The sequence below is a fragment of the Gracilibacillus ureilyticus genome (assembly GCF_900111195.1).
Lineage (GTDB): Bacteria > Bacillota > Bacilli > Bacillales > Amphibacillaceae > Gracilibacillus > Gracilibacillus ureilyticus.
On the sequence record NZ_FOGL01000009.1, the window covers coordinates 124,044 to 148,978 of the forward strand.

A 24,935-nucleotide genomic window follows, 5' to 3' on the forward strand; every position below is an offset into this window, starting at 1 on the left:
ATACTTACCGTTTCATTCTAATTCGGGCTAAATCCTTCCTGACTTACTAAAATCTTTTCTTCTGGAAAAGTCTCTTTCAACTTTTTTACAGCAAGCTGATGTGTCTCTCTGCTGAACCAGTCAGATAACTCTCCCTGACTGTACAATTCTCTGATTTGGAGTCGCTCTGTTCTTTTTCCGTTGCTGCCATCTCCAGTAAAATAATCATCAATAACAACCCGGTCCACGGTCTCTGCTATAATTGCTGGAAACTTTGAGGTGAATGGCAATACTGGGGCGATTGCTAATTGGACAGGCAACTCCCGTTCTTTTAACTGCCGGACTGCTTTTAGCCTTACCGGTATGGGAGGTGCGTGTGGTGAGAACCGTTTACGTACTTCGTCATCATCCGTTTCCACTGTTACACTGATACGCAATTTTGGTTTTAATTTATCAAATAAATCAATATCCCTTGTAACAAGCGGGCTTCTTGTTTGAACAAATAAAAAATCTGGAGGAACTTCAACCATTCCTTCGAGCAATGATCTTGTTACCCGTTCTCTGTACTCGATCGGCTGATAGGGATCTGTACTTGATGACATAAAAATCGTTACCTGTTTATTTCTCTTTCGTAAATTACTGATTTCTTTCATGATCTTTTCTTTTACCTCTTGTTTCACATCTACCCATGTTCCCCACTCTTCTCTGCGGAACAAACCGACAGGGCTTTGTCTGACATAACAATAGGAACAACCGAACACACAGCCGACATACGGATTCAGCGTGTGACTATAATCATTTAAAAAACCACTTGTTGGGGTCAAAATTTTCTTCGGTGTTTTATACGTAATGTTTTTGTTTGACATGTTTCCTCCTGATTATGAATTAATAAGAATTTACACATTTACTATCTTCTCTAATTGGTAATTATCCAGAATCAGTTCAGCAAAAGAAGGTAATCCAAGCTCCCTCCAAATCTCAAACCCTTCCAATTCTTTTATTATACATGGAAATGAACAAAGAGATAACTGTTCCATGTGCAACCAACAGGATGTCCTCCTCATAAGAATGCTGTTTGATCAGTTTCCTGACTGCCTGATCAAATCTTGCTCTCGCTTCTGATGCAGTTTCTTCGCCAAATAACAGAGTATCCTTTTCTTCAAAAAAATGTTTCATTAAATCCATCCACTCTGCTTCAGGATATATTTTGCGATTTGTTAATCGGAGGTGTTCGTGAGTGTTGGTCAATTTCTCTAACGGCTTTTTATGAAAAGCAGCGACAATTTCCGCCGTTTCAACCGCTTTCGGCTCCGGACTTGTGTAAACTTTACTAAAATGATAGATCGACAGTTTTTCAGCCAATACCTTCGCTCTATCCTTGCCTTCATTATTTAACACCCATTTATTTGATGGAATATCTGCTTGAATGGTGGGCACAGAGTGTTTGATTAAAATTAAGCGGTGCATTGAATATTCCCTTTCTCACAATAAATTTAAATAATCCTGCGCATGTTCCAGATTCATAATCTTTGAATCCGTTCTCCCGTTCTTTTCTCAGTCTGTTCCCTATCATCACTTAGCCTTTACGCTCCTCTCCACTGGGGGCAATTGGTTTTCCTGGATTAAGTCAATACGGGACTTGCTTTTCAAATAATTTTTTATATGATTCTTAATATTCGGATATAATACTATATCATCAAAATCTTCGATAGAAATCCACTTCACATCAGTCTGATTTGGATCAGGATTAGCTGGAAATTGAGGGTTCGAGTTCTGATATCGCTTACACTCAAAGTAGAGGCTTAATGAATGAGTATCACCATATTTATAATTATTTAGCTTGGGTTCATATTCATATACAAAAGCAAGAGGGCCAACTTCTACTTCCACATCAGCTTCTTCCTTCGCTTCACGTTTTGCGGCATCCTGAATGGTTTCATTATGCTCTACACCTCCGCTTGGCAAATTGTAATGAACCCCTTTCTCATCATCAAATTCTATTAAAAGAATCCGGCTGCTCTCAATGATAACGGCCCCTGCACGAACTCTGATTGGATAAGACAACTATTCTTCTCCTTTCTTCATTAGGAAAAAGCTAACTAAATAGCACAAACAAGTAGCAGCAAAAATCGCATAAATGCTTGTTGTCAGTAAAAAGTAGGCACTAATCGGCAAGGACCATATAAATGATATAAAAAGAAATACTCTCTTGTTTTTAATGGAACCGTAAATAGCCATACATGCTGGCAGAAGCAATGTAAGCAATGTACGAAAGAATACATCTGCTGCAAAATTATCCGTAATTAAAACGATCCACAGAATCATACTAAGAGTTCCTGCTGTTATTCCGAGCCATTTTGCCATCGTTACTAACCACCTCCATTGTGTTACAATTCCCCTTGCTCATCGATTAAAACATCTAAAAGTTCCTGTGGTTTCTCTGATGGCTTTTCCGGTCTGTATGTAAAGACGAGCCCTAATCCACCTGCTGTTATTCCCGGCAAAACGCTCCATAGGAAGATATTCCAATCATTCATTAATAGCGCTAACAAACCTATGAAAATAAGAAACCCGCTAATAATATATACCATAGCGGTAAGAGCATATTTAAGATTTCCTTCCATCCTTTTCCTCCAATAAAAGAATTTTGATGTAAGACTTTTAGATGCGGAGAGCTTCTCGTATACCTTATTACATTCTTCAAAAATGACCATTTTTCCTGCAAAATCGATCAAAAATGTAAGAATAATTACTAATCATTTTCATTTTGCGTATCCATCATTGCAAAAGCAATAGCAGCTGAAAATATAGCAATGGTTGTTAATACTCCTATCATTTTATCCATCTCCTTCCTTAAACAGATATCCGAATTTTTCCCCTTTTGCCAAATCAAGTGTATTTCCGTTGATGGAAACTGTATGATTATCCAGCCACTTCACATCAGCATTTTCCGTTCTCCGTTCATAATAAATATCTTTTGTAAACCAAAGCGGACCATTGAATTCCGCTCTTATTCCGAATGTTCCAGTTGCACCCTGATCCCACTGATAAAATTCAATCACATACCTTCCATCAGGAGACTCTGTTGTTAAAAAGATGACTGGCAGAACCTAAAGATTTTCCTACCGAAAGCAAGAAAGCTGCAATAAGCAATCCACATATAAGTAAGACTGATAAAATGAGACTTAACCACACTAAGAATATCTTCCGGGAACTTTCTGCTCGCTGCAGACCAATTAAACTTAAGACAAGACCTGCGAAACTGATCAGTAATAAAACATAGACGGGTGGTGTAATTTCCCACGTGTGCGCAAATGAGGAATAAATACCGTAACAGGAGAGAAGGATACATAAAAACAAAAGAAAGAAGGACCACGCTGTATAACTTTTTAGCAAATCAATCCCCCCGTTTCAATCTTCAAAGCAGTCAGTTAGTTAAAGAATCTCCATATCTTTCAATACCCCTAATTTTACATAATCAATGATTTTCTTCGCTTCTTTCATCGCCCGTTCTCTGCCTACTTCGGATGCAAACCAGTTATCTTTTCTTGTGTTCCGGTCATTAACAGGGCATAAAGTAAATTCGATCCAATCCGGCATATAGGTTTGTAATGTTAAAGACAATCTTCTCATATGAAAAGCATTTGTCACAACGAGTAGCCGTTTTACCTTATGCAGTAAAAAATTTCTGTCAAGGACGAGTAATGAAGCAATCACGTTCTCCTTTGTATGAAGAGAGATATCCTCTATCAGGATATCTTCATTCGGAACACCCATATGAACTGCCGCCTGCCTCAGCTGTTCCGCTTCAGTATAGTTGCTGCCAGGCCACCTTCCTCCACCGGAACACAATATTTTTTGTGCCCGTTTACTTTGATACAGTTCCACCGTCTTCGGCAAGCGGTACTCCACTGCTTTGCTGCTTCCTACGACAAATATGCAGTCACCATCCCTGCCATCATCCTCTATATCGCCATATAGCAATTTTGTTATCTGTTCGTCTGTCAGGTTAGAAGAATCCAATTGGGAAATAAGCATCTATAACTCTCCTTTTCCTCATTCAGATATTTCCGTTCCAGTTTTTTACATCGTTTTCTCCCGCTCAAGCCGTTCTTGCCTTCTCCTTAATACCTTATAATCTTTTGAAAAATTCACTGATACTCCATTTTCCTCAGCAAACTGTTCTAACTGTTCAAAAATCGTATCAGGCTTAAATTGTTGGAGTTGATAGTTTAATCCTTTTTTCATCACTAAGGTGTTACCGATTAGATACCAGCTAAGCCGCTTTCCTTTGATCTCTTTAATTTGGTCCGGGGTTATTTCCCTGGCATAAATCGTGTATTTGCCGAATACAACTGTATAATGGATAATCTTCTCCTCGATGGTGAGCCGGATATTGACAAAAATAGCGGTAGCAAGTGTCATAATTATCAATATAACAAAATAAAGTCTCCCATATTCCAGGTGATGCTGATTGCCTAATATAATATAAGAAATCATTAATAGTGATAATGGTACAACTTTCGACTTTCCATAAAACGTCATTGACTCATCCTTTTATTTAAGATTTAGGCAAAATCTTCGCTCCAACTCTGAACAATACCGGAATCATGCTTAACAAAATAACCCCAATAAAAACTGTTGCCAATATAACACCAACCCATGATATTTTGTCTGCCTGAACATAGTGATAAATGATATAACTGTTTACAGGTAAATGAAGTAATACACCTGTAACTACTCCCGGGGCATATTGTTTGAGAATAATTGATGCAATAAGATGGGGGAAAATGGCGTTAAACACCATGGCACCGAGAAATCCAACAAGAATAATGGTGGTGATCATATTGCCCAATACATAATGAAAGAACACTGTAAGGTACGCCATTGAGGTAATGACAATAACCGCAAACAGGAATTCGTTTTGTTTTACCTTTTTTTGAAACTTTCCGGCATTTTCTGACCATTTTGGTAACCATAATGCTTCTTCCATGTTGTGTAAAGTGATTGCAAATAAAAATAACAATGTAAGGAAATCCAGTATAATCCCTCCTAATTTCTACAATAAACATACCATATTTTAGCATTTTTATAAACCATTTATTTGAAAGGATGATAAAGTTGAGACAATTTTTTATGGTTGGCTGTTTGATAATTTTCTTCCTCAGTTTACATGTTTTAACATTAAGATGGGAATTTCCGAGCAATGAATCATTTCTTATGTTTGGCTTACCGATGATGATTGGCGGTACTTTCTTAATTACATATTTATTTAGTGAAAGAAAACGCGGATGAATATTTAATTGAGTGACAAATAGACGATTTCCTCAACCTGCAGATACGCTCCCGTTAAGCTTCTTCCAACTTTTCGTCATCTCCGATACAAAATGTGTAAATATCTTCCTGTTTTTGACCATACGAATCGAACGTATTCAGAGTATGATGAAGTATCAACTGAAAGGAGGAATTGAAATGGGAACTAACGAAAATAACGGTTTATTCAGAGTAGAAGACTTTGCAATTATTTTAGCAAAAGAAATCAGTAAGTATCACCTTGAAGCTGAAGCGAAAGCAAAAGCGAAAAGCAGATCAGAAGCTGAAGTAGACAGCGAGATCGAAGGTGAAGTGGAAGGCGAAGTTGAGGGTGAAGTGGAAGGAACAAACAAAACGTATGTGAAAGCATTTAATGGAAACTCGTTCATCAAACACAGCGGGAATTCCAGATCTTTTGCAGAGTCTGAATCAGAATTGGAAGATGATGAAGGGAAAGGTAAACACAAATATTAAGTGTTTATCCTGAAAAATGGTGTTGTGGCTTATTATTCAGCCATCCCCTGCATGAACTAGCGAAAAAGAGTGGGACCATGCTCCACTATGGACTCACTCACGATTAGCAATGAGATAAAATGGTGTATCAGAAAACAGGAGGAATGAAGATGAGTAAAGATGGTAAAAACGGAACATTCAGCTTAGAGGATTTTGCGATTATTGTTGCGGAAGAAATTAGAAAATATGAATTAGAGGCTGAAGCAAAAGCGAAATCTAAAAGTAAATCTGAAGCTGAAGTAGACAGTGAAATTGAGGGCGAAGTGGAAGGTGAAGTAGAAGGTGAAGTAGAAGGTACTAACAAAACACGCGTCGCTGTCTTCAACGGAAACTCGTTCGTTAAATATAGCGGTAACTCAAAAGCTTTCTCAGAATCTGAGTCTGAATTAGAAGAATAATTGTAGCGTGAGAACAGGATCAGGCATTATGCTCTGATCCTGTTTTTTTATAATACTAGGGAAAACGAACAGACTGAATAGACTTCCGTTACATATAGTACCAATATATTGTAAGTTGAAAGGAGATAATAATGGAACAAACCGAACAGAACTTAAGAAATACTGTTGATCAAATGGTAAAAGAATCTTTGGATAAGTATTTTAAGGAATTTTGGCAAGCAGAAATTATTAATGAAAATGGTAACTCCAGTGTAAAACAAAGCGGAAATGGAATAGTATATGTGGATAATACAGGGATCGCTTATGCCTTTATGCTTTTCTATCAGTATTTTATGAAAGATCAGTTAGATAATTCCCAATTCAATCAATTACTGCAAAAGCTGGATAAAGTGATTGTAGATAACAGAAATGAATTTAAAAAGGCAATGCAGGATTTAAAATAATATGATGAATAAACAGGAAGCAATCTTCACACTCTAAGGAAAAAGAATGGAGTGTGATAATCATGAGAAAACTGATTTTTGCTGCAGCAATAACTGTGATATCATTCGTATTTGCTTCTGCATTCTCTGCTGAAACGAACGAGAATGTTATGCTTACAGATGAACAAAAACAGGAAATTTCGAAAATGCACAATGAGGCTATGAATCAAAAAGTGGCGATCATTAACAAGTATGTAGAGTATGGTGTATATTCCGAAGCAAAAGCTGACAAAATGATCGAACATGTGAAAGCTAAATATGACAAACTTGAAAAAAACGGCTATATTCCAAACTGGGAACGAAAGCCGCATCATTCAAAGCAGCATCAATCAGAATAAAGTGAGACTCTGCTCCCTGGAGGCATCACTGCTCTGTTAAAAACAAAAAAGGCCGAACGAATCCGAATGTAATTATTCGGCTCAACGTTCGGCCTTTTTAACTTATAAAGATCAAATCATCTCCCATTTTACAGGTGTTCCGCTTGCGATATCCTGATTAACTTGTTTTCCGAGTAAGATATCGTAGTATTTCGGCGGGAGTCCGTAACCAGGACGGATGACACGCAGATTTTCTTTTGTGAAATGCTCTCCTTTTTTCATATCTTTGGCAACATACAAGGATCTGCGGTATTTCATTGATGCTCCTTCTGCTTCTGTTGTGCCGTAATGGACTTTCCCCAACCCGTGCCATGCCCGCTTCGTTTCTGTAACTAACTGAGCCAGTTCGTCCGGTTCTAAGGAGAATGCAGCATCAACCCCTCCTTCTGCCCTTGACATTGTTACATGCTTTTCAATAACAGTGGCACCTAATGCAACGCTTGCTACAGCTACTCCTGTTCCCATTGTATGGTCAGACAAACCAATTTCACAGCCCCATATTTCCCGCATATTCGGAATTGTCCGTATATTTGTATTTTCCGGTGTTGCCGGATAGGTGCTCGTGCATTTTAATAAAACGATATTCTCACACCCTGCATCCCTTGCAGCTCTTACAGTTTCATCAATTTCTGCTGCCGTACACATTCCTGTAGAAATAATCATCGGTTTATTCAGTGCTGCTACTTTGCGTATAAGTGGAATATCTGTGCATTCAAATGAAGCAATTTTATAACATGGTACATTCAATGTTTCAAGGAAATCCACTGCTGTTTCGTCAAAAGGTGAGCTGAAACCAATCATTCCGAGCTCCTTACAGCGAGAAAATATGGCATCATGCCATTCCCACGGAGTATGTGCCTTTTCATATAATTTGTATAAAGACTGGTTCTTCCAGAGACTTTCCTTATCACTGATAACAAACTGCTGGTTCGTTTGATTAAGTGTCATCGTATCTGCCTTATATGTCTGGATTTTCAATGCATGGGCACCTGCTTCCGCTGCCGCTTCTACAATTTCCAACGCTTTATTTAATGATTGATTATGATTGCCTGACATTTCCGCAATAATAAACGGTGGATGATCACTGCCAATATGGATATCTCCAATCTTCATCATTGCTCTCCCCCTTTCAGCCAATTTTCACGAAACAGCGCCATTGGTATCACATCCAGATAGTCACTGCCTTTTCTGATATGCTGTTGAAACAACCCTTCCCGTTTAAAACCGAGTTTCTCATGAAAATGCAGACTTACCTCATTTGTTGCGATTACTTCTGCACAAATTTTATTCAGTTTCAGCTCTGTAAACATCTTCTCTATAGCCAGCCTTCCCATCCGCGTTCCAGAACCTTTTGGCGCATCCTTTTCCCCAATATAAAATCCCCAGTAGCACCGCTTATTTTGCTGGTGAATATCGGAAATCTGCACAAGGCCGAGTGGAAGGTCGTTTTCAAAATACAAGAAAACACGACGAGCAGGATCATTGGAAATTTTATCAAACCACGCTTGATGTTCTTCCAGACTGATCAGCTCATCGTTATACATAAACAAACGTACATGATCTGCATTACGCCACTTTAATACAAGTGATAAATAGGCTTCTGTTAATGGATATAATACCATCATTCCCCGCCTTTCATAATAAATCTCGCTACAGCTAATGGATCCATCTGTTTCCGAAATGATGCTGCCTTCTTTCTTATTTCTGTTAACCTGCAAGGCTCAGAAATAAATGTTAAAAGCTGATCAGAAATTGTTTCAGCAGTTACCTGTTCGGATTTTCCTAAATGACATACAAGGCCTTCTTTCGCAACCATTGCTAAAATCTCGGCTTGATTTGCCGCTGTTTCTACTGTTAATGTTGGCAGCAGCATATAGATTCTTTCCCATGTAGTCGTTCCCCCTGCACCAATGGCAATGTCTGCCTTTGCCATTAATTCCGCTACATAATCAATGTTATGGTGTAAATGAAAAAAAGGTTTGTAATGGCAAAATGCTTTCACTTCCCTAACATGTGGATTTGCTTTTCCAATCACCACATCCACTTTAATGTCAGGTATGCTAGCTGCAGCGGTGAGAGCTTTCATCGTTTCATTTGTCGGATCACTGCCGCCAAATGAGATCAGTACATTACGAACTGACTGATTTTGTTTAACAATAGGTGCTGTTTGCCGAAATTCATTCCGTAATAATAAATACTGAACACCGAGTAATTGTACCGCATCTTCAGGAACTAGCTGGTCATACCGATTCATCCTATTGGCTACATGATTTTGATCAAGTAATACATCACAGTCGTGACGTCGATTGGCTAGGTCATCAATCACCATCATATTTTTAACGAATGGCTTCACTTCTTCTTCCCACAGATAATCAAGCTCATAGTGATCGACAATCAGCCAATCTGTTTTTTCGCACGATTGGAGAAGCTGACGTGTCTCTGCCGCATGTTTGTCGTCCCCCACTTCGAAGACAGGAAAGCCCGCCTCTGTTATCTTTGAAAAAAAATTGCCGGGGAGCTTACGGCAGATGAATGCAACCTTTGCTCCAAATTTTCTTAAGTCATTCGCTAAAACAAGACATCGCATCACATGTCCTGTTCCGATTTCTGTTGATGCATCTGTCCGAAAAATCACTTGCATTTTCCTCACCTTTTCTGTTCAATGTGTGCATTAATTTTTAGTAAATCCGGATGCCTGTTTAATAAATTAATGACATCATCCAGAGTAAAGGAAGGGTTGGATGGGTATAAATATTCAATAATTTTTCTGATAACGGTGAAGTCTTCGATTGTATCAACGGTTAAGCGGTATTTACTATAGTCGGTGCCGTTTGTTATATCGCATAATTGGAAGCGGTCAGGCTGCTCGCGGATAAATGTGGTAACATGCTCCCGGTCTCTTTCCGATGTTGCTTCATGATACATCATTTCAAGCAATTCCATTGAAAAAACTTCGACGTCCATTCCGCGCGGGAATGTTCGTTTTACCACATTGGATACATATGCTGATGATCCAGAATATGCACCTGCTATTTTTTCAATGACTGCCGGATCAATCAGCGGACAATCTGATGTAAGCCTGACAATCACGTTTGCACCCGCAGAGCGGGCCGCATGATAATACCGGGAAAGAACATCATGCTCCGAACCGCGGTAATATGGCACTTTTTCTTCTTCACAGAATGTCACAATCGGATCATCATTTTTTTCTGTCGTAGTAGCTATCATGATTTCATCAATATTTGCTGCACGACGGACTCTTTCCAGCTGATAGGCGATAAGCGGTTTACCTAGCACTTTTCTCATCACTTTGCCTGGTAATCTAGACGAACCCATGCGTGCTTGTATAATGGCAACAACTCTCATTTTGTTATCCCGCCTGTCAATGATGTAACGATTTTTATCACATCACCCACATCTTTTTCGCTCATCTTCGGAAAAAGCGGTAAAGTAATCATCTTTTCGTATAGCTTTTCTGCCTCTGGACAGAGACCTTTTCGATAGCCTAACCGCTGATAATACGGGTGAAGATAAACGGGAATATAGTGCACATTGACACCAATGTTTTCGGCATGCAGTTTGTTGAAAATCTCTTTTCTGTCTAGAGACTGATCAAGTTTCAGCACATATAAATGCCAGCTTGAATTGGTATCAGGATGCTGATATGGTGGTGTGATGAGTGGATCGGATGCGAAAGTGGAAGTATATTTGTTGGCATATTGCCTTCTTTTATCAAGAAAATGATCTAATTTTTCCAGCTGGCTAATACCTAACCCTGCCTGAATATCTGTCATTCTGTAATTAAATCCTAATGAGTGCATTTCGTAATACCACGGTTCATCTGTCTTAGCTAATCTTGATGGATCACGTGTAATGCCGTGTGACCGGAAATCCCGCAGTCTCTGATAATAAACCGGGTCGTCTGTAGTGATCATTCCGCCCTCTCCAGTTGTAATATGCTTGACAGGATGAAAGCTGAACATCGTCATATCTGCTAATGTGCCGGCTTTTTTTCCTTTGTATGTGGCACCAAGGCTATGAGCTGCATCTGCAATCACCGGTAAATGATGCTTTTTGGCAATATCATTTATGGCATCATAGTCTGCAGGCTGACCGGTAAAATCCACAGCAATAATTGCTTTTGTTTTCTCAGAAATCGAACTTTCGACAGTATCAGGAGATAGATTGTACGTAGCTGGATCAATATCTGCAAATACCGGTATTGCTCCCTGATATAACACCGCATTGCTCGTAGCAGCAAAGGTCATCGGTGTTGTAATTACTTCATCCCCCTTAGTAATCCCGGCAGCAAAACATGCCCCATGTAATGCTGCTGTACCACTTGAAAATGCTACAGCATACTTCGCCCCAACATACTCTGCTGCCTTTTGTTCAAATTCCGGAATCATCGGACCTGTTGTCAGCCAGTCACTTTCCAGTACTTGAAATACTTTCTGAATGTCCGCCTCATCCAGCCACTGTTTTCCATATGGTAAAAAGCTCTCTCGTTTAGGCATAAGAATCTTCCTTACATTAAGTCGGTAGAAGCGATCCATTTTTCCGTTTCCCGGATCCCCTCTTCCAGACTGTAGGTTGGTTCCCAGTTCAATAATTGTTTTGCTTTGGAAAAATTACATAACAACTTTGGAATTTCGCTTTGCGGATGGATATGCTCCACATGTCTGATTCGCTGTTTATCCTGAACAATTAATTGCGCCAAATCATTAATTGATATGTCTTTGCCAAGTCCTGCATTGATTATTTGACCGTTGGCATGATCTGAATAGCCAGTCTCGACAACAAACCGCGCACAGTCTTCCACATACAGTAAATCTCTTGTTTGGGTTCCGTCACCATAGATCGACAGGTTTTTTCCTGCTAATTTATTTTTAATAAATATTGCTACAACTCCGCCTTCTCCACCCGTTTTCTGGAAAGGTCCATATGTGTTAAATGGGCGAATAACTGTTACAGGCAGGTCATAAGCATAATAATAGGACATAACCATATTTTCTGCTGCCAGTTTTGCACCAGCATATGGTGAAGCTGGCTTGACAGGATTCTCTTCACTGATTCCCTCTTCATCATAAGCACGTTCGTAAACCATACATGTGCTCATAAATACGTGTTTAACCTGATGTTTGCGGCATTGTTCCAAAACTTGAAAGGTACCTGTCACATCATTCGCAAAAGTTGTTTCAGGTTCATCAATACTATCCTGAACATTAATACTTGCTCCCAAGTGATAGCAAATCGAAAAGTCATTTGTAAAAAGCCTTTCAAGCAGGGACTGGTCTTTGATATCCCCAATTGTTAAGCCTTGAAAGTTTGGATTTGACTCAAATTCTACTAAATTCTCTTTTCTGCCATTCGATAAATCATCTAATACCCAGACAAGATGGTTATCATCAAGTAAACGTTTGACAACCCACCTTCCAATAAAACCTGCACCACCTGTAACAAGAATGTTCAATAACTTTCATCCTTTCTTAGATTAATTGATTTTTATTAGCTTATTAGGAAGAAGCACGTCCTATTCTTTCGAAAATCCGCAGACGATATTTCTCAAGGTCTGCCTTTTTGCAGTCCTTTTCTTCCACTTGTTGATAACCGAACTGCTCAAATATTTTTTGATAATTCCTTGGAAACAAGCGCCAGTTCGTTGTATTCTCATCTTCAATTGTTAAAATATGCTTCCTGCTGATTCTTGCAATTTCTTCAAAAACCCATTCACTGTCTGGATGAATATGCTCCAGTACGGCCATTGTAAAGACAAGATCGAAATGACCTGATGGTACTTGTTTAATCCACTCTTCTACCGGAGAATGAATAACGTCTGATTGGGCAGCCAAAGCAGGATAAGTTTTTTTAAGTTTCTCAACTGCCTGTTTACTTATCTCAATCCCTGCCAGTCTTTTAAAATCATTTTCGAATAATGTCTGCAGGTTTCTTCCTGCATTACAGCCTATCTCCAGAATAGAATTATCTGTGTTAGCATATTTTCGAATATATGGAAGCAGAAATTCACTTCTCTCCCTGTGGATCAGATAAGCTTCTGGTGAGCTTTTACGAATCCAGTAATTATGAACCTCTTCAACTGATTTTTTCTCATTCTTCATTCATCCTACTCCTTACTTCTGCTGTTTTAATCGATCGATTAATTTCTTCAGCTTTTTCCCTGATGGAACACCTTGCGGGTAAGCATATGACAGAAATTTTTTCCGCTTTGCCTCTGCATATTGCCTCTGTTTTCCGTCTTCAAAAAAACGGATAATTAATTTTGACAGCGGGACAGGGTCCTTCTGGATAAAAGGGCTGAGAGAATCATAATATCCCGAGTAGCCAGGAATGGTGGAATGCATAATATAACAGGGTGTGCCTACTAACATGGCCTCAAGTGCCACAGTGGAAGTATAGGAAACTACTGCATCCACCCTTGGAAGCAAATCATATAATTGCATCGATTTTGTTGATCGTATTTCCGGAAATTGCTTCATCAGTGGATGCACCTTATCATTCTCAAAATCACGCAAAAGAATATTGACATTTAGTTGTTTACTAATCTGCTGAATCAATTGCTGCCATTTTTTCAGATTCCGACTTTCCCTTACAATGAGCAGTAACGTTTTTTTGCTTTTATCAATCCCTAATAGCTGGGCAAATCTGCTTCTTGAATATTTAGCTTTTTTCAAAGCCTGGTCAAAGCGGGGATGACCGATAATTGCCAGTGATCCCGGTTTTGCTCCTCTTTGAAGATACCAGTCCACATCAAATTGGCCATAAAGGGCATCAACTGTAGCAACTTTCGGGATATAACCTAATTCGTTGCCAATAATGCCATGCTGCATGCAGACGGTAGGGATACCTTTTTTTGCAGCAGCAAACGCCACAACCCTGCCATAGTGATTAGGGCTTGAAATAACAAAGCAGCCAATTGGTTCAGCATCGATCAAATGCTCTGCCATTTCAAGCAACTTAATCGTTGCATCAATTTTGACACGAAACGTATTTTGAAACATTTCATCACGGTAGATAAAGTTTGTTTTATATTTTTTAAATAACCGATCTAATTGCAGCATGATCTGTGTTCTGGAACCATGAACTTTGCGTTTATACTTCGATAAATACTGAAAAGGCATCCCCATTCTTTCATAATATGCCGCATTATCTCTTTCCAGCTGACTCTTATCACTTTTATTACTTGTAATCACAACCATTGTCTCTTTTCTTGGAAAATATTTAGTAAAAGTCTCTTTCGGAAAACGAAGTAATCGATCAGCTATAAATACTGTCTTGCCATATTTAGATCCTGATATTCTTGTCGGCTTTAATGAACGAATATACCTGTTAAAATCCTGCTGCACTTCTTTTGCGCTGAATTGCTTTTTGACTATTTTGGAAAACTCCGGATCGGAAAGTCTTGCCCAGAATTCCTTATGCTTTCTGACGAGACTCGGAAAATGGATCAGGTAGGATAGCTTATAACCTTTGTACTCCAATGATTCGAAATCTTTGAGATAATTCATATAGAATGACCAGTAATTTTGCGTATATGTGTTCATCCTCTTTTCCTCCTCCCTTATTTAGTCAAACGGTTGATAAGGACAATTAACCGATCCATCGATCTTTTCTCTGTCATATATGCCTGCTGCAGAAAGGCCTGCCTTTTCGCATCACCCAGCTTCTTCGCAGACGGCTTGGTGAAATAATTGATCACCTGGTTAGCCAGTTCTTTCGTGTTTTTCTTCATTAAATGGTCCAGTTTTTGATAATACGCTGTATTGCCGTTCACATTTTTATCTAAAATAAAGACAGGTTTATTACTAATCATTGCCTCCAATCCCACTGTTGACGGATAGGATATTACGGCATCTACATTAGCGAAAATATCATATAAGTGATAATTCTGTGTAGAATGGACATGAGGGAATACTTTTGTCAGTTCATGCGGTGATCTGCTGGGATAATTTTTAATGACAATATTTAATGGTATTTTTTTTGAAAGGGTCAGAATCAGCCTGCGCCATTGCTCTACATCTTCCCTGCCTCTTACGGCAATCATGACAGTTTTCCGTTTTGGGTTCAGTCCAAGTTTTCGCTGGAAAATGGTCCGGTTCACTTTCGATTTCTGTGAAATTTGATCAAACCTGGGATGACCGATAACCTCAACAGATCCTTTCGGTGCTCCATTGTTGAGAAACCAGTCTCTTTCATACTTGCCGTACACCGCATCAACTGTCGCAATCTTAGGCAGATATCCCAATTCACTTGCGATAATTCCATGCTGCATACAGATGGACGGAATACCTTTTGATGCTGCCACAACTGCCAGTATCCTGTTAACATAACTATGTGTTGTTGAGACAACCACACAGGAAACGGCAATATGCTTTAAAAATTTCTGTGTTGCATCAATTTGCAGCATTACTACTTTGATATTGTTTAACAGCCATTTTCTGAATGCATTGTGACTATATAGGTGATGATCCCTATATTTATCCAGCAGTTTTTTCGCCTGCTTTTGAACAAGGGAAATATCTTTGCCAATATCTCTCCCGTAATTTTCCAAAGATAGTGTTACCATCTTATTGGCCATTTTGTAATTCACAGGATGATTATTTTTTACTTTAGTCTGATTAACTGTGATGGTATTGGCAATCGGAACAGCAGTAGCATGTTTTCTTGCCCGTTTTACACGATTGGACACTGTCGTCTGCTGACCTGTCAGCTTCCCATTCGATAACAAAATCGTCCGCTTCTGATCCAGTTGATTCATCATGGCAGCAGGAAATCGCAGCAGCTTATCCAGATGGATCACAACTTTGCCTTTAGGCTTCTGGCTTCGCTGGATGGTATGGGACTGCACAAATTGATTGAATACTTGCTGAAATTCTTTTTGTGTCCCCACATGGCTGGTCAGGTTGTTACTGTATTCCGTTTTTTTTAATGCCTGCATAATGGCTGTATTCGGTAAAATATAACTTGGCAAATGACAAAAGTAAGGTAAAGAGTAGCCACGGTAAATAATTCCTTCGAAATCTCGAATGAAATCAAGATACATCGACCAGTAATTTTTTTGAAACGTATCCATCATTATCTCCTTGCCTTTCTTTTATATTAATTGTGCTTTACTCAACATCTGTTTTAATTCACTGCAGCTGATGGAGGCCTGACTGGAAGAGCTGTAGGTTGATTGTGCAGCTCTTGTCGCATTCTCGTAAACGGTCGATTTATTATTGGGAATGATGAACATTTCCGGCAATTCCCATGCGAATTGTGATTCATCTATCGTCATGAGTTCCTCATACATTTTCTCACCAGGTCGTAACCCTGTTACCTCGATGCCGATGGTTGATTTGTCAATGCCGTGCTTTTCACAGGTTGTTTCTATTAATACGTCAGCCAGCTCACCAAGATTTACGACAGGCATCTTTAACACAAATATCTCCCCGCCTTTCGCTTCTTTTAGTGCATGGATGGTTAAGTCTGTTGCCTGCTGTAATGTCATCATAAACCGAGTCATCTGCAAATCCGTTACCGTTATTTTTTTCTGTTTCAAAATTTGCTCTTTAAACAGCGGAATGACAGATCCTCGTGACCCCATCACATTTCCGAAGCGAACACTGGCAATAACGGTCGACTGCTCAAAATTATTTGCTGCAATCATCCGTTCGGCAATCAATTTCGTTGCACCATAGGTATTGGTTGGTGAAATAGCTTTGTCCGTGCTTGTAAACACAACCTTTTTTACAAGCTGGTCAGCTGCTGCTTTCATTACATTTTGTGTGCCAAGGATGTTTGTTTTTACAGCTTCCAGCGGATTTTCTTCACTTGTTTCGACTCGCTTCATTGCTGCAACATGAAAGACATAATCAATTGTTTCCATTGCCTGAAGGACACGATCGTAATCTCGGACATCACCAATCATAAATTGTAATTTCTCTTCATTTGAAAAAGATAGTTTCATCTGATGTTGTTTATATTCATCCCTGCTGAATACTCGAATCAAATCAGGGCTCTCTTTCAGCAATTGCTGGACAATGCTTGTACCGATTGTCCCAGTCCCGCCAATTACTAAAATCTTTTTTCCTTGAAAGTACACGGTCGCTCCCTCTTTCTAATGACTAGATTTTCTAGTTGTACTGTATATGTATATTTGTTTTAAGAAAAAGAGTTAAAGACCCCGGCCCACGAATCTCGCCCTTTTTGTGCATGAGAAAAAACGGAGAGGATAATTATTCCTCTCCTGAATCAGACTCAAGCGAGACTTGCTCCGCATTTATTAATTTTTGTACTGCTTCAAACAGACTTTTTGACGAATCTGACCGAATTTCTGGTGTTTGCTTGTTTAAAGATTGCTCTTCTCGTTTTTCTTCTAACTCCTCATCCAGCTTCTGATAGTAATCTTCTTGTTGTTTCTCGCTTGAATTTTTATAAGAATCATTTACCGGTTTTTCATAGGGTATTCCAAATGGTTCCTTTTCCGGAAAACCCCTCACTTCTTCCATTACCGGAAAAATCACCGGACACTGTGGCGGAATGACAGGTTGCGGACAGGTGTGCAATGGGAAAATGGCTTCTCTTGGCTCACAGAATTCTGCAACCACTTCAATTGTTACCGGATATGTTGATTGAATGCTTTGACAAAGACGGACAGTTACTGTCGCATTTATCTCATCTACCTCTGTCGTTGTCCCGGGATCACAAGCTACATTACAGACAAAACAGCTTAAATCCGTATGATTTACTACTATATCAGTTCCTTCCGGAGCGCAAAGGATAATTTGTTCACAACGGGTAAATGGCACTGTTCCCACTTCAATTGTTGTACCGCCGAGTGTCGGAATCAAATCAACAAACAGTGTTACCTGAAAATTTTTGCGAATCGTAATAAGCTGCAATGTTGCTTCCTGATCATCAATTTGAAAAAATTGATCCCGGCGATCAGTGACTTCAATTGGCAGGACTTCATCAGGCTCTACAATACAGGTAGCTGATTCAGGAACAATATCCGCACATTCCAATTGTACACCTGTAACCGGATTGATTGGTAAGTCAAGCCCTGTTACATTTAAGTCAAAGCTTGCTTCATTAATAATCCAGTCGTACACTTTATCTGTTTGTATACAAAGCAATTCCTGACCACCTGGTACATAGTGAGACTGTTTCACTTTCTACACCTCCATTCAAATTCCTTACACAAATAACCTATGACAAGAGTCCAGAAATGGTTAATCATCTTCATACTTTTTTCACACTTTTTAGACGAATTCAATAGGATAGCAGTGAATGTATTTCTGAAAGGAGTATGGTTATGGAACAGAAAATTTATCAAATGATACAGGCAATTGAAGAAATCAAATCAGAGATTCAATTGATAAGAGAAGCGCTGGACGAGGTGGATACAGAGGATGTATTAGGAAAACTGGATCCATTTATGGAAAGAATGGAGGAAGAATTCAGTATGGTAAAAAAAGACATAGAAGCACAGAACCAGCAAATTCACCAATTAAAACAGCTGCGTTTTCAATCCAACACTTCAATGAACACAGGTGAAGCATTAACCAGACGTACTTCTTATACGATTCCCTCAAGTAGTAGTGCCAAGTTATTTTAGCCTGTTTTCTCTTTCTGCCCACGCATACAATTCTCCAGAAAATATAATAGATTATCAAACTTGAGGGAGTTGATTTTTTTGAGAGCAAAAGAAATTCGTCAACAAACAAAAAATGACCGGGCAAAGACAGAAGCACCAATTACTTTAACTACTTCCACAATTAAAAGAAAAGCAACCATTAAACGAAGCGGTGGCGGCTGCTGCATGAAAGGCTAAGGTGCTATATGAAAGACATTCGCACCTATTCCTTTTATCGTGCAGGATAATTCCGTTTCGTTCACTTTATTTACCTTTTGAAAGAAAGAACGTATTTCTTCTTCTGTTAAAGTAAATTTTCTTTTCCTTCTTTTTATGAATGGCTGTCGTCTAACAGCTTGTTTCTTAGAAATTTGATTAACAGGTGGTGGTAACGAAATCCGGTTACATAATGAAAGTATCGCATCAAAGGCATAACTGTCAGCAGACCATGTAAAATAGTCCAATTGACTGACAGGGGGATTTGGAAGTGGCTGTTGCTTCAGGATTTTTCCGATTAATGTAATTACTTGTTTTTCTGTTGTGGCCATTTGACCGGATTGATTAGGTATGTCTGGTTCCTTTGTATCAAACGGGAGGTATGATATGACCGGCTGGTCGAGTAAAAAGGCTTCAATCCCTGAAGTACACCCATTATGAATAATTGCTTGTGCTGCATAAATCCATGGAATAATATTCCCCTCATGAATTACATGGACATTGGAAAATAGACTCATTTCCTTCCGGTAGCTTGCAAAGTTTTCACCTGGATGCGGTCTAATAATGATCGTCCTGTCCGGATAATAGTTGGCAACTTTTTTTATCATTTTAATAAAATAATAATATAGCTTTTCAATATGTTTATAATGAATGGTTTGCTTGAAGCCTTTTGCTGTATTGTACTGGGAGAATCTTGTGTTAACCAGCAGAAATTCACCATAGCGTTCCCTCAGTTTCTGTCTTTCCAGATCATATATCTTTCTGTATGTTGGGGTTAAAAGGTCAAATCGCGGATTCCCGGTAATATGCAGTTTTTGTTTTAGATCCGGATAAGCCCGCACTATTGTCTCGTATTGATGCTTGCCCCAGCAATATTCCTGATCTACCAGTTGCAGTGTTTGCTTTTGCATCCGGTCCTGCAAGTAGCGCTGCTTGTCAAATATCAGCCCTTCTTCATCTAATTCTGTGATTTTATGAGAGTGTTCCATTGCCCTGGTAATCACCCTTTTACGGAATCCATGCGGACCGCCTTTAGAAAAAAATATGCCTGCAGGATACGTTGTCCCTATCTCTTCTACTGTGGGATGGTCACCAATTACAACATTGTAGTCATCTTTCACTGCATGGTAAGCCAGAAGCAGCTTTGCATCACATTCTCTTACCTTCACTTCAATCGGCAGGTACAGCCACCGTTCCTTCATCGCTATACCTTTTCTTCCAGTATCCGGATGATTCCGTTAAATTGCTCTTCCTGTTGGGCAATGATCCGCTCTATCTGTAATTCTATTTCTGACGTGTCATAAGTATCTGTTTGCTCCTGTTCCATCTGTGCAAACATGTATGCAAGGATCATCTGTAATGTCTGATGATCAAGGAAAACAAAACTGCCGCTTCCCTCCCCATCTTTTTTTTCCAATTGAGTTTCATAATTTTTTAAGTAATTTGCAATTAATTGCCGGCCAAGTCCGTCGAAATTATTCTTCTTCATAGAAATCCTCCTCTTCCACAATCGTTCCATTTATCTGAATCTGATTGACCGCATGGAGTCCTTCTTTCATTTCATCCGTATAGACAAAACCTTGAATCGACCCATTATATGTCGTGTCAGATAGCCATTTCACCTGAAAATTCGAAAAAGAAATCGTCTCTCCTGGGGCAATAGATTCCTTTTTAGGCCTTAGCCAGAACTCTTCTTTGTTCGCCGCCTCATTCATTCGCTCCCAGGCATTGGCTAATTGCATCGGCTGCTTCGTATCTGGATATACATACTTACCCGAAAACTCGAACAATTCCGGTGGAGTTAATTTAATACAGATCATCGGATTGTTGACAGCCTGATGGCCTACATTCTGAACATGAAAGGTCCCAAGAATGTAATTTTCTTTATGGGAATGGTGGGAAACTTGAAGAGAGTATGTGAAATAAGGAACTATTTGTAATGATGATTTCATTCCTTCCACCAGTTCCCGAATTTTTTTCAAATAGGCTGTTTGCATCTCCTGCCATTCCGCTAATTTCTGCTCAAGTGACAATATACTCACCTCTTCCAGCGTAATTAATTGATGGTAAAATAAAGAAAGAGAGGAAGCTCTCCTCTCTTTATCCTATGTTGTCTGTTTATCCGTTATTCCCTGTGTTTGTCGGGAATACCACTGGGCACTGTGCTGGCATAGTTGGTGCCGGGCATGGCGGGAATGGTAAAATGTCACGCGGCTGACAGAATTCAGCAACAAGTTCTAAAGTGACAGGGAAAGTTGATTTAATGCTTTGGCAAAGGCGTACTGTCACCGTTACATCCAATTCGTCTATTTCTGTTGTTGTTCCAGGATCACAGCTTGCTGTACATACAAAGCAGTCAAGGTCTGTGTAAGTGACGTCAATATCTGTTCCTGTTGGTGCACACAGGATTACTTGTTCACAGCGTGTGAAAGGAACAGTTCCAACTTCTACTCTTGTTCCTCCAAGTGCTGCAACTAAGTTAACAAAGATGGTAACATCAAAATTTTTACGAATGTTAACGATTTGTAGTGTTACATCTTCCCCATCAATGTTAAATACCTGATTTTCACGACCTGTAACGACAATTGGGTCAACTTCTGCAGGATCGACAGCGCAAGTTACTGTGTCTAAATCAATATCATCACACTCTAACTGGACACCTGTTGCTGGATTTAATGGTAAGTCCAGATTGTTTAACGCTAGATCAAATGTTGCTTCATTTAAAATCCAGTCATATACTTTTTCCGTATTAATGCACAGAAGTTCCTGCCCTCCTGGTAAATTCTTTGCTTGCATCATGCAAACACCTCCAAATAAGATTAATGTCCATATAGCCTATGACAACATGCACCAAAATGTTTTAGTTTAAGAGCGGAAATATCATGATATTTGTGAAGATGGGTGAATATCATACTATTAAAAGTGCTCCCCCACCACAACAAGCATGACTGTATGAATCCAGCGATAAATGGAGACTTCCTTCAAGGCACATTCTGGGCAATTATCACTGACATAAACAGTCGTTTCGTTAGAATGATGAATGCCTGCTCTTGACGAAAAACATAGCACAATTGTCACGATTTGATGTTTCACAAATATTATATTAATGTGCTATAAAAAGGGTGAATAACTATGTATCAATATAGGCTCTATAATGAAGAGGAGATTAGTCAGTTAAAACGCGATCTAGCGAGATATAAAGAGTCTGGTTCCAAATTAACCACCAGCAAACAGCAAGATAATCTTTCAGTAATTTCCAGTTTGCAGCAAGAACTTGTTAAGCTAAAAGGAGAAATGAAGATGATGGAAGAATCTTATGAAAGTAAAATGAAACGTAAAGAACAAGAGGAGCAGCAATGGACCACACATATTCGCTCACTTAATGATTCGATTAACCAGTTAAAAAAGGACGTTTCTTTAATTAAGGGTGAAGTCCGTGCTGCTCGCATGCGGGAACTGGTATCAAAGGTAGATAAGGTGATGATAAAAGCAGAGCATGATTTAGCAAGAGTGAAACAGGAGATCGGTTCACAGAAAAACGAAATAAGTCAATTGAAAAATACGGTATCTGCGGGCAGGCAACGGAGATCACACGGTTCGGAATACAGGCAGCTACAAAATATGCTTGGTGGTTCAGTCCAAACAAGCAGAACGAACAAACAGCAGCAAGATACCGTTCAACATGCAAACAGATCAACCCGTACTTCCAATAATAAACAGCAATCAATCTTTATCCAGCATGGTACAAAAACATATTACAGTGCTCGTCTCGATGGAAGTAAAAATATAATTAGCAGACCTAGGAAAAAGAAACAAGCAGCGTCGGAAAATGTGGAGGAAAGTAAAGCACAATCCTTGCATCTTAATCAGGAGTCGCCAACAGATGTTGCTAGCCTCAATGTGGGGAAGAAACAGATTTCAGAGGATGAGAAGGAGAAAGAGCACATTTCAACAGTTGAGAACAAAGTAGAGCAACAAACAGTTATACAGGACGAGGGAATGAAAAAACAGGATAAAGCAGCAATTCCTGAAGACGACCATACACAGGAATATGATCAGGGACATGAGGAGTATACTCCTGCACCAATAACAGAAGAAAAGAAAACTCCAGTCGATCATACATCTAATGAGATTAAGTCAACTGATGTAACAAAGATACCGTCCCATCATACACACGAGGAAACTAAAGCACCATCAGATTCAATGCCTGAAGAATCAAAGCAGGAAACTCCAAGTGTACCGGGTCCAGCTACCTTTGAGAAAGATGTTAAAAACGATGAACCAACAAGTGCGCTAGGAAAAACCTGGTTATTTGCCAGATCCTTATGGAAAAAATCGAAGTAATATAGGTGTTCTATAAATAAGGAATAAAAGTTATGACAAAGCATCTATCCATTTTCACCTTATGTTTAATAGAATGGTATAAACTTTTCAGGGGAACATTTACTAACATCACAGTCAGAAGAACTAAACATGTTTGTCCTCCCCTAATGTTTTCCCTCCAGAAATAATTATCTTATTATAAGGCTAGATAAACAATTATACTGCTGTGTTTCTTCTTAGACTTACTGTTTTACATTCTCAAGTTCAATCAAGTACGGCAAAAATGAAACCATTAGGATTAATTCTGATACTAATACACTTAGCGATACATAAATTTTGGCTCCTATAATTAAGGGAACAAAAATGGCAACAGGTGGGAAAAAGTTTAATAATCCAAGCTTTTTTCTTGATCTGGATGTTACATACTGTCTGTTATGGCAGTTTGGACAAATGGCTTCACTGGTTAATGAGAAAAATCTCTTCACCGTCTCTCTCCAAGTCCATTGATGGTTGCATTGTTGACATATCGGCATAAGATCCCTCTTTATTTACCACAGCGCTATCACTGTGCTTTCATTAATTAACCATCTCACTTTATTCTTCTTCTGCAAACAAATCCTCTAAAAACTTCTCCCGGTGTTCCAGGAAATATTTCGTCACACGGTAGTGATCGGTTTCTTCATAGTTAACTGACCTGATTTCTCCATCATCAAACGACAAAATTTCCGCATCTGGATAGCCTAGCAAAATGGGTGAATGTGTTGCAATAATAAATTGGCAGTCTTCCTTTCTCGTTAAATCATGTATGATACGTAAAAAGGTAAATTGGCGATTAGGGGATAGTGCTGCTTCCGGCTCATCCAATAAATAGATAGCTTTTCCCCGGAATCTGTGAAGAAACAATGAGAGAAACGATTCACCATGTGACTGATGGTGTAAAGACCGTCCACCATAAGCATGCGCTCCTCCGATTTGGTCAATATGTGTCGCGAAATGATAAAAAGATTCTGCCCGTAAGAAAAAGCCATTTGTTACTTTTGGCAGCCAGGAAAGACGTATATAATCACCTAATGCGGAAGCAGAAGCATCCACCTCATACACATTATTTCTCCCTCCACCAGCTGTGTTAAACTCACATTTATCAGCGATTGCTTCAAGTAGAGTCGATTTACCTGTCCCGTTTTCTCCTATAAAAAAAGTGACAGGTGCTGTGATTTCTATTTCATCTAAATCTTTTATTACCGGAATAGAAAAAGGATAGGAACCAAAAGACTCTATCTTCTCCCTTTCTAATTGTATATTTCTTAAAAACAAACGAATCACTTCCTTGCAATATTCTTAAAATTATTGATGTAATTTCGGATACGGATAACATACCGTCAATTACTACATCACTATCCTGCTTTATTGTTGCAAGCATTGCTGAATATCCTAACCTGCCTACATCCAAGTAATTTTCCATATCGGTAATTATTTCATTGGGTTGATTTCTGAAATCCCTTAAGATTCGTCGAGCCATCGCAATATCAAGTGGTGTATCAATGAAAACAGTGAAATCAATGAGATGCGCCACTTGTTTATGTGTATAGGCATGCGGATAATCTAATACGATATATGGAGCATCACCTGTCAGTTTTTTATGTGAACTACTCCCACCACTTACCACCCTTACGGGTTGCTTGAAGTGGGGGCTTCTTGG

At 39.1% G+C, this 24,935-nt stretch carries 35 protein-coding genes; 8 read left to right on the top strand and 27 right to left on the bottom strand.

The window, feature by feature from the left end:
- Positions 1-17 precede the first annotated feature (17 nt).
- From BMW36_RS10355 to BMW36_RS10395, 9 genes are all read right to left on the bottom strand, one after another.
- Positions 18-845 (bottom strand): SPL family radical SAM protein, encoded by an 828-nt coding sequence (locus tag BMW36_RS10355; protein WP_089740809.1) that lies wholly within the window; start codon positions 843-845, stop codon positions 18-20.
- Positions 846-957: 112 nt separating this feature from the next.
- On the bottom strand, positions 958-1,446 hold the full coding sequence (locus tag BMW36_RS10360; RefSeq protein WP_089740810.1) for a histidine phosphatase family protein: 489 nt from the start codon (positions 1,444-1,446) through the stop codon (positions 958-960).
- Positions 1,447-1,551: 105 nt separating this feature from the next.
- Complete coding sequence (locus tag BMW36_RS10365) at positions 1,552-2,043, bottom strand: NUDIX domain-containing protein (protein WP_089740811.1); 492 nt, start codon at positions 2,041-2,043, stop codon at positions 1,552-1,554.
- Positions 2,044-2,343, bottom strand: a complete 300-nt coding sequence (locus BMW36_RS10370) for a hypothetical protein (RefSeq protein ID WP_089740812.1) — start codon at positions 2,341-2,343, stop codon at positions 2,044-2,046.
- A gap of 23 nt (positions 2,344-2,366) precedes the next feature.
- A complete protein-coding gene (locus BMW36_RS10375; RefSeq protein WP_089740813.1) occupies positions 2,367-2,603 on the bottom strand; it encodes a hypothetical protein in 237 nt (78 codons plus the stop codon).
- A gap of 213 nt (positions 2,604-2,816) precedes the next feature.
- Positions 2,817-3,086 carry a DUF5412 family protein gene (locus tag BMW36_RS10380; protein WP_342707262.1) on the bottom strand — a complete coding sequence of 90 codons (270 nt, stop codon included), beginning with the start codon at positions 3,084-3,086 and terminating at the stop codon, positions 2,817-2,819.
- A gap of 328 nt (positions 3,087-3,414) precedes the next feature.
- The gene (locus tag BMW36_RS10385) at positions 3,415-4,017 is read right to left on the bottom strand and encodes a YdcF family protein (RefSeq protein WP_089740815.1); all 603 of its coding nucleotides are present in this window, start codon (positions 4,015-4,017) and stop codon (positions 3,415-3,417) included.
- Between the two features lie 45 nt (positions 4,018-4,062).
- Entirely contained in the window at positions 4,063-4,524 is a 462-nt protein-coding gene (locus BMW36_RS10390) for a hypothetical protein (RefSeq protein WP_089740816.1), read from the bottom strand.
- Positions 4,525-4,540: 16 nt separating this feature from the next.
- Positions 4,541-5,020, bottom strand: a complete 480-nt coding sequence (locus BMW36_RS10395) for an HXXEE domain-containing protein (protein WP_089740817.1) — start codon at positions 5,018-5,020, stop codon at positions 4,541-4,543.
- 80 nt (positions 5,021-5,100) lie between these two features.
- On the opposite strand from BMW36_RS10395, the gene BMW36_RS20365 reads away from it, so the two are divergent.
- From BMW36_RS20365 to BMW36_RS10415, 5 genes are all read left to right on the top strand, one after another.
- On the top strand, positions 5,101-5,274 hold the full coding sequence (locus tag BMW36_RS20365; protein WP_175480416.1) for a hypothetical protein: 174 nt from the start codon (positions 5,101-5,103) through the stop codon (positions 5,272-5,274).
- Positions 5,275-5,451: 177 nt separating this feature from the next.
- On the top strand, positions 5,452-5,766 hold the full coding sequence (locus tag BMW36_RS10400) for a hypothetical protein (protein ID WP_089740818.1): 315 nt from the start codon (positions 5,452-5,454) through the stop codon (positions 5,764-5,766).
- Positions 5,767-5,915: 149 nt separating this feature from the next.
- Entirely contained in the window at positions 5,916-6,203 is a 288-nt protein-coding gene (locus BMW36_RS10405) for a hypothetical protein (RefSeq protein ID WP_089740819.1), read from the top strand.
- A gap of 131 nt (positions 6,204-6,334) precedes the next feature.
- Positions 6,335-6,646 carry a hypothetical protein gene (locus BMW36_RS10410; protein ID WP_089740820.1) on the top strand — a complete coding sequence of 104 codons (312 nt, stop codon included), beginning with the start codon at positions 6,335-6,337 and terminating at the stop codon, positions 6,644-6,646.
- Positions 6,647-6,708: 62 nt separating this feature from the next.
- Positions 6,709-7,023: a DUF2680 domain-containing protein gene (locus BMW36_RS10415; RefSeq protein ID WP_089740821.1), complete on the top strand. Its 315-nt coding sequence runs from the start codon at positions 6,709-6,711 to the stop codon at positions 7,021-7,023.
- 111 nt (positions 7,024-7,134) lie between these two features.
- Here the strand turns inward: BMW36_RS10415 and pseI are convergent, their stop codons facing one another.
- The 11 genes from pseI to BMW36_RS10470 all read right to left on the bottom strand — a co-directional run bounded on the left by pseI (position 7,135) and on the right by BMW36_RS10470 (position 18,233).
- Entirely contained in the window at positions 7,135-8,175 is a 1,041-nt protein-coding gene (gene pseI / locus BMW36_RS10420; protein WP_425431942.1) for a pseudaminic acid synthase, read from the bottom strand.
- Positions 8,175-8,687, bottom strand: a complete 513-nt coding sequence (gene pseH / locus BMW36_RS10425) for a UDP-4-amino-4,6-dideoxy-N-acetyl-beta-L-altrosamine N-acetyltransferase (RefSeq protein WP_089740823.1) — start codon at positions 8,685-8,687, stop codon at positions 8,175-8,177. Before pseH ends, pseI begins: the two co-directional genes overlap by 1 nt.
- Positions 8,684-9,703, bottom strand: coding sequence for a UDP-2,4-diacetamido-2,4,6-trideoxy-beta-L-altropyranose hydrolase (pseG, locus tag BMW36_RS10430; protein ID WP_089740824.1), 1,020 nt, complete (start codon positions 9,701-9,703; stop codon positions 8,684-8,686). Before pseG ends, pseH begins: the two co-directional genes overlap by 4 nt.
- Positions 9,704-9,708: 5 nt before the next feature.
- Complete coding sequence (locus tag BMW36_RS10435) at positions 9,709-10,428, bottom strand: cytidylyltransferase domain-containing protein (protein WP_089740825.1); 720 nt, start codon at positions 10,426-10,428, stop codon at positions 9,709-9,711.
- Complete coding sequence (gene pseC, locus BMW36_RS10440) at positions 10,425-11,579, bottom strand: UDP-4-amino-4,6-dideoxy-N-acetyl-beta-L-altrosamine transaminase (RefSeq protein ID WP_089740826.1); 1,155 nt, start codon at positions 11,577-11,579, stop codon at positions 10,425-10,427. The genes BMW36_RS10435 and pseC overlap by 4 nt, the downstream gene beginning before the upstream one ends.
- Positions 11,580-11,590: 11 nt before the next feature.
- Entirely contained in the window at positions 11,591-12,535 is a 945-nt protein-coding gene (locus BMW36_RS10445; RefSeq protein ID WP_089740827.1) for a dTDP-glucose 4,6-dehydratase, read from the bottom strand.
- Between the two features lie 43 nt (positions 12,536-12,578).
- Complete coding sequence (locus BMW36_RS10450) at positions 12,579-13,181, bottom strand: class I SAM-dependent methyltransferase (RefSeq protein WP_089740828.1); 603 nt, start codon at positions 13,179-13,181, stop codon at positions 12,579-12,581.
- A gap of 12 nt (positions 13,182-13,193) precedes the next feature.
- Positions 13,194-14,624 (bottom strand): hypothetical protein, encoded by a 1,431-nt coding sequence (locus BMW36_RS10455; RefSeq protein ID WP_089740829.1) that lies wholly within the window; start codon positions 14,622-14,624, stop codon positions 13,194-13,196.
- 17 nt (positions 14,625-14,641) lie between these two features.
- Positions 14,642-16,156, bottom strand: a complete 1,515-nt coding sequence (locus BMW36_RS10460; protein WP_175480417.1) for a hypothetical protein — start codon at positions 16,154-16,156, stop codon at positions 14,642-14,644.
- An 18-nt stretch (positions 16,157-16,174) separates the two neighbouring features.
- On the bottom strand, positions 16,175-17,164 hold the full coding sequence (locus BMW36_RS10465; RefSeq protein ID WP_089740831.1) for an SDR family NAD(P)-dependent oxidoreductase: 990 nt from the start codon (positions 17,162-17,164) through the stop codon (positions 16,175-16,177).
- A gap of 133 nt (positions 17,165-17,297) precedes the next feature.
- Positions 17,298-18,233, bottom strand: a complete 936-nt coding sequence (locus BMW36_RS10470; protein ID WP_245711653.1) for a BMQ_0737 family morphogenetic spore coat protein — start codon at positions 18,231-18,233, stop codon at positions 17,298-17,300.
- 143 nt (positions 18,234-18,376) lie between these two features.
- Between BMW36_RS10470 and BMW36_RS10475 the strand changes: the two genes are divergently transcribed.
- Both BMW36_RS10475 and BMW36_RS20370 read left to right on the top strand, forming a co-directional pair.
- Entirely contained in the window at positions 18,377-18,679 is a 303-nt protein-coding gene (locus BMW36_RS10475) for a hypothetical protein (protein ID WP_089740832.1), read from the top strand.
- A gap of 78 nt (positions 18,680-18,757) precedes the next feature.
- Entirely contained in the window at positions 18,758-18,895 is a 138-nt protein-coding gene (locus BMW36_RS20370) for a hypothetical protein (RefSeq protein ID WP_175480418.1), read from the top strand.
- On the opposite strand, the gene BMW36_RS10480 is transcribed toward BMW36_RS20370, so the two are convergent.
- The 4 genes from BMW36_RS10480 to BMW36_RS10495 all read right to left on the bottom strand — a co-directional run bounded on the left by BMW36_RS10480 (position 18,892) and on the right by BMW36_RS10495 (position 21,712).
- A complete protein-coding gene (locus BMW36_RS10480) occupies positions 18,892-20,115 on the bottom strand; it encodes a surface carbohydrate biosynthesis protein (RefSeq protein ID WP_089740833.1) in 1,224 nt (407 codons plus the stop codon). The genes BMW36_RS20370 and BMW36_RS10480 overlap by 4 nt on opposite strands.
- A gap of 2 nt (positions 20,116-20,117) precedes the next feature.
- The gene (locus tag BMW36_RS10485) at positions 20,118-20,402 is read right to left on the bottom strand and encodes a hypothetical protein (protein ID WP_089740834.1); all 285 of its coding nucleotides are present in this window, start codon (positions 20,400-20,402) and stop codon (positions 20,118-20,120) included.
- Positions 20,389-20,946: a hypothetical protein gene (locus BMW36_RS10490; protein ID WP_089740835.1), complete on the bottom strand. Its 558-nt coding sequence runs from the start codon at positions 20,944-20,946 to the stop codon at positions 20,389-20,391. The genes BMW36_RS10485 and BMW36_RS10490 overlap by 14 nt, the downstream gene beginning before the upstream one ends.
- Positions 20,947-21,031: 85 nt before the next feature.
- Positions 21,032-21,712 carry a BMQ_0737 family morphogenetic spore coat protein gene (locus BMW36_RS10495; RefSeq protein ID WP_425431941.1) on the bottom strand — a complete coding sequence of 227 codons (681 nt, stop codon included), beginning with the start codon at positions 21,710-21,712 and terminating at the stop codon, positions 21,032-21,034.
- A gap of 333 nt (positions 21,713-22,045) precedes the next feature.
- On the opposite strand from BMW36_RS10495, the gene BMW36_RS10500 reads away from it, so the two are divergent.
- The gene (locus BMW36_RS10500) at positions 22,046-23,257 is read left to right on the top strand and encodes a hypothetical protein (protein WP_089740836.1); all 1,212 of its coding nucleotides are present in this window, start codon (positions 22,046-22,048) and stop codon (positions 23,255-23,257) included.
- Positions 23,258-23,478: 221 nt separating this feature from the next.
- Here BMW36_RS10500 and BMW36_RS10505 read toward each other — a convergent pair whose 3' ends face one another.
- The 3 genes from BMW36_RS10505 to BMW36_RS10515 form a co-directional block, all read right to left on the bottom strand.
- Positions 23,479-23,769 (bottom strand): TIGR04104 family putative zinc finger protein, encoded by a 291-nt coding sequence (locus BMW36_RS10505; protein WP_089740837.1) that lies wholly within the window; start codon positions 23,767-23,769, stop codon positions 23,479-23,481.
- A 61-nt stretch (positions 23,770-23,830) separates the two neighbouring features.
- On the bottom strand, positions 23,831-24,550 hold the full coding sequence (locus BMW36_RS10510) for an AAA family ATPase (RefSeq protein WP_089740838.1): 720 nt from the start codon (positions 24,548-24,550) through the stop codon (positions 23,831-23,833).
- A partial coding sequence (locus BMW36_RS10515) for a nucleoside/nucleotide kinase family protein (protein WP_483866642.1) occupies positions 24,459-24,935 on the bottom strand: 477 nt, incomplete at its 5' end. The genes BMW36_RS10510 and BMW36_RS10515, both read right to left, overlap by 92 nt.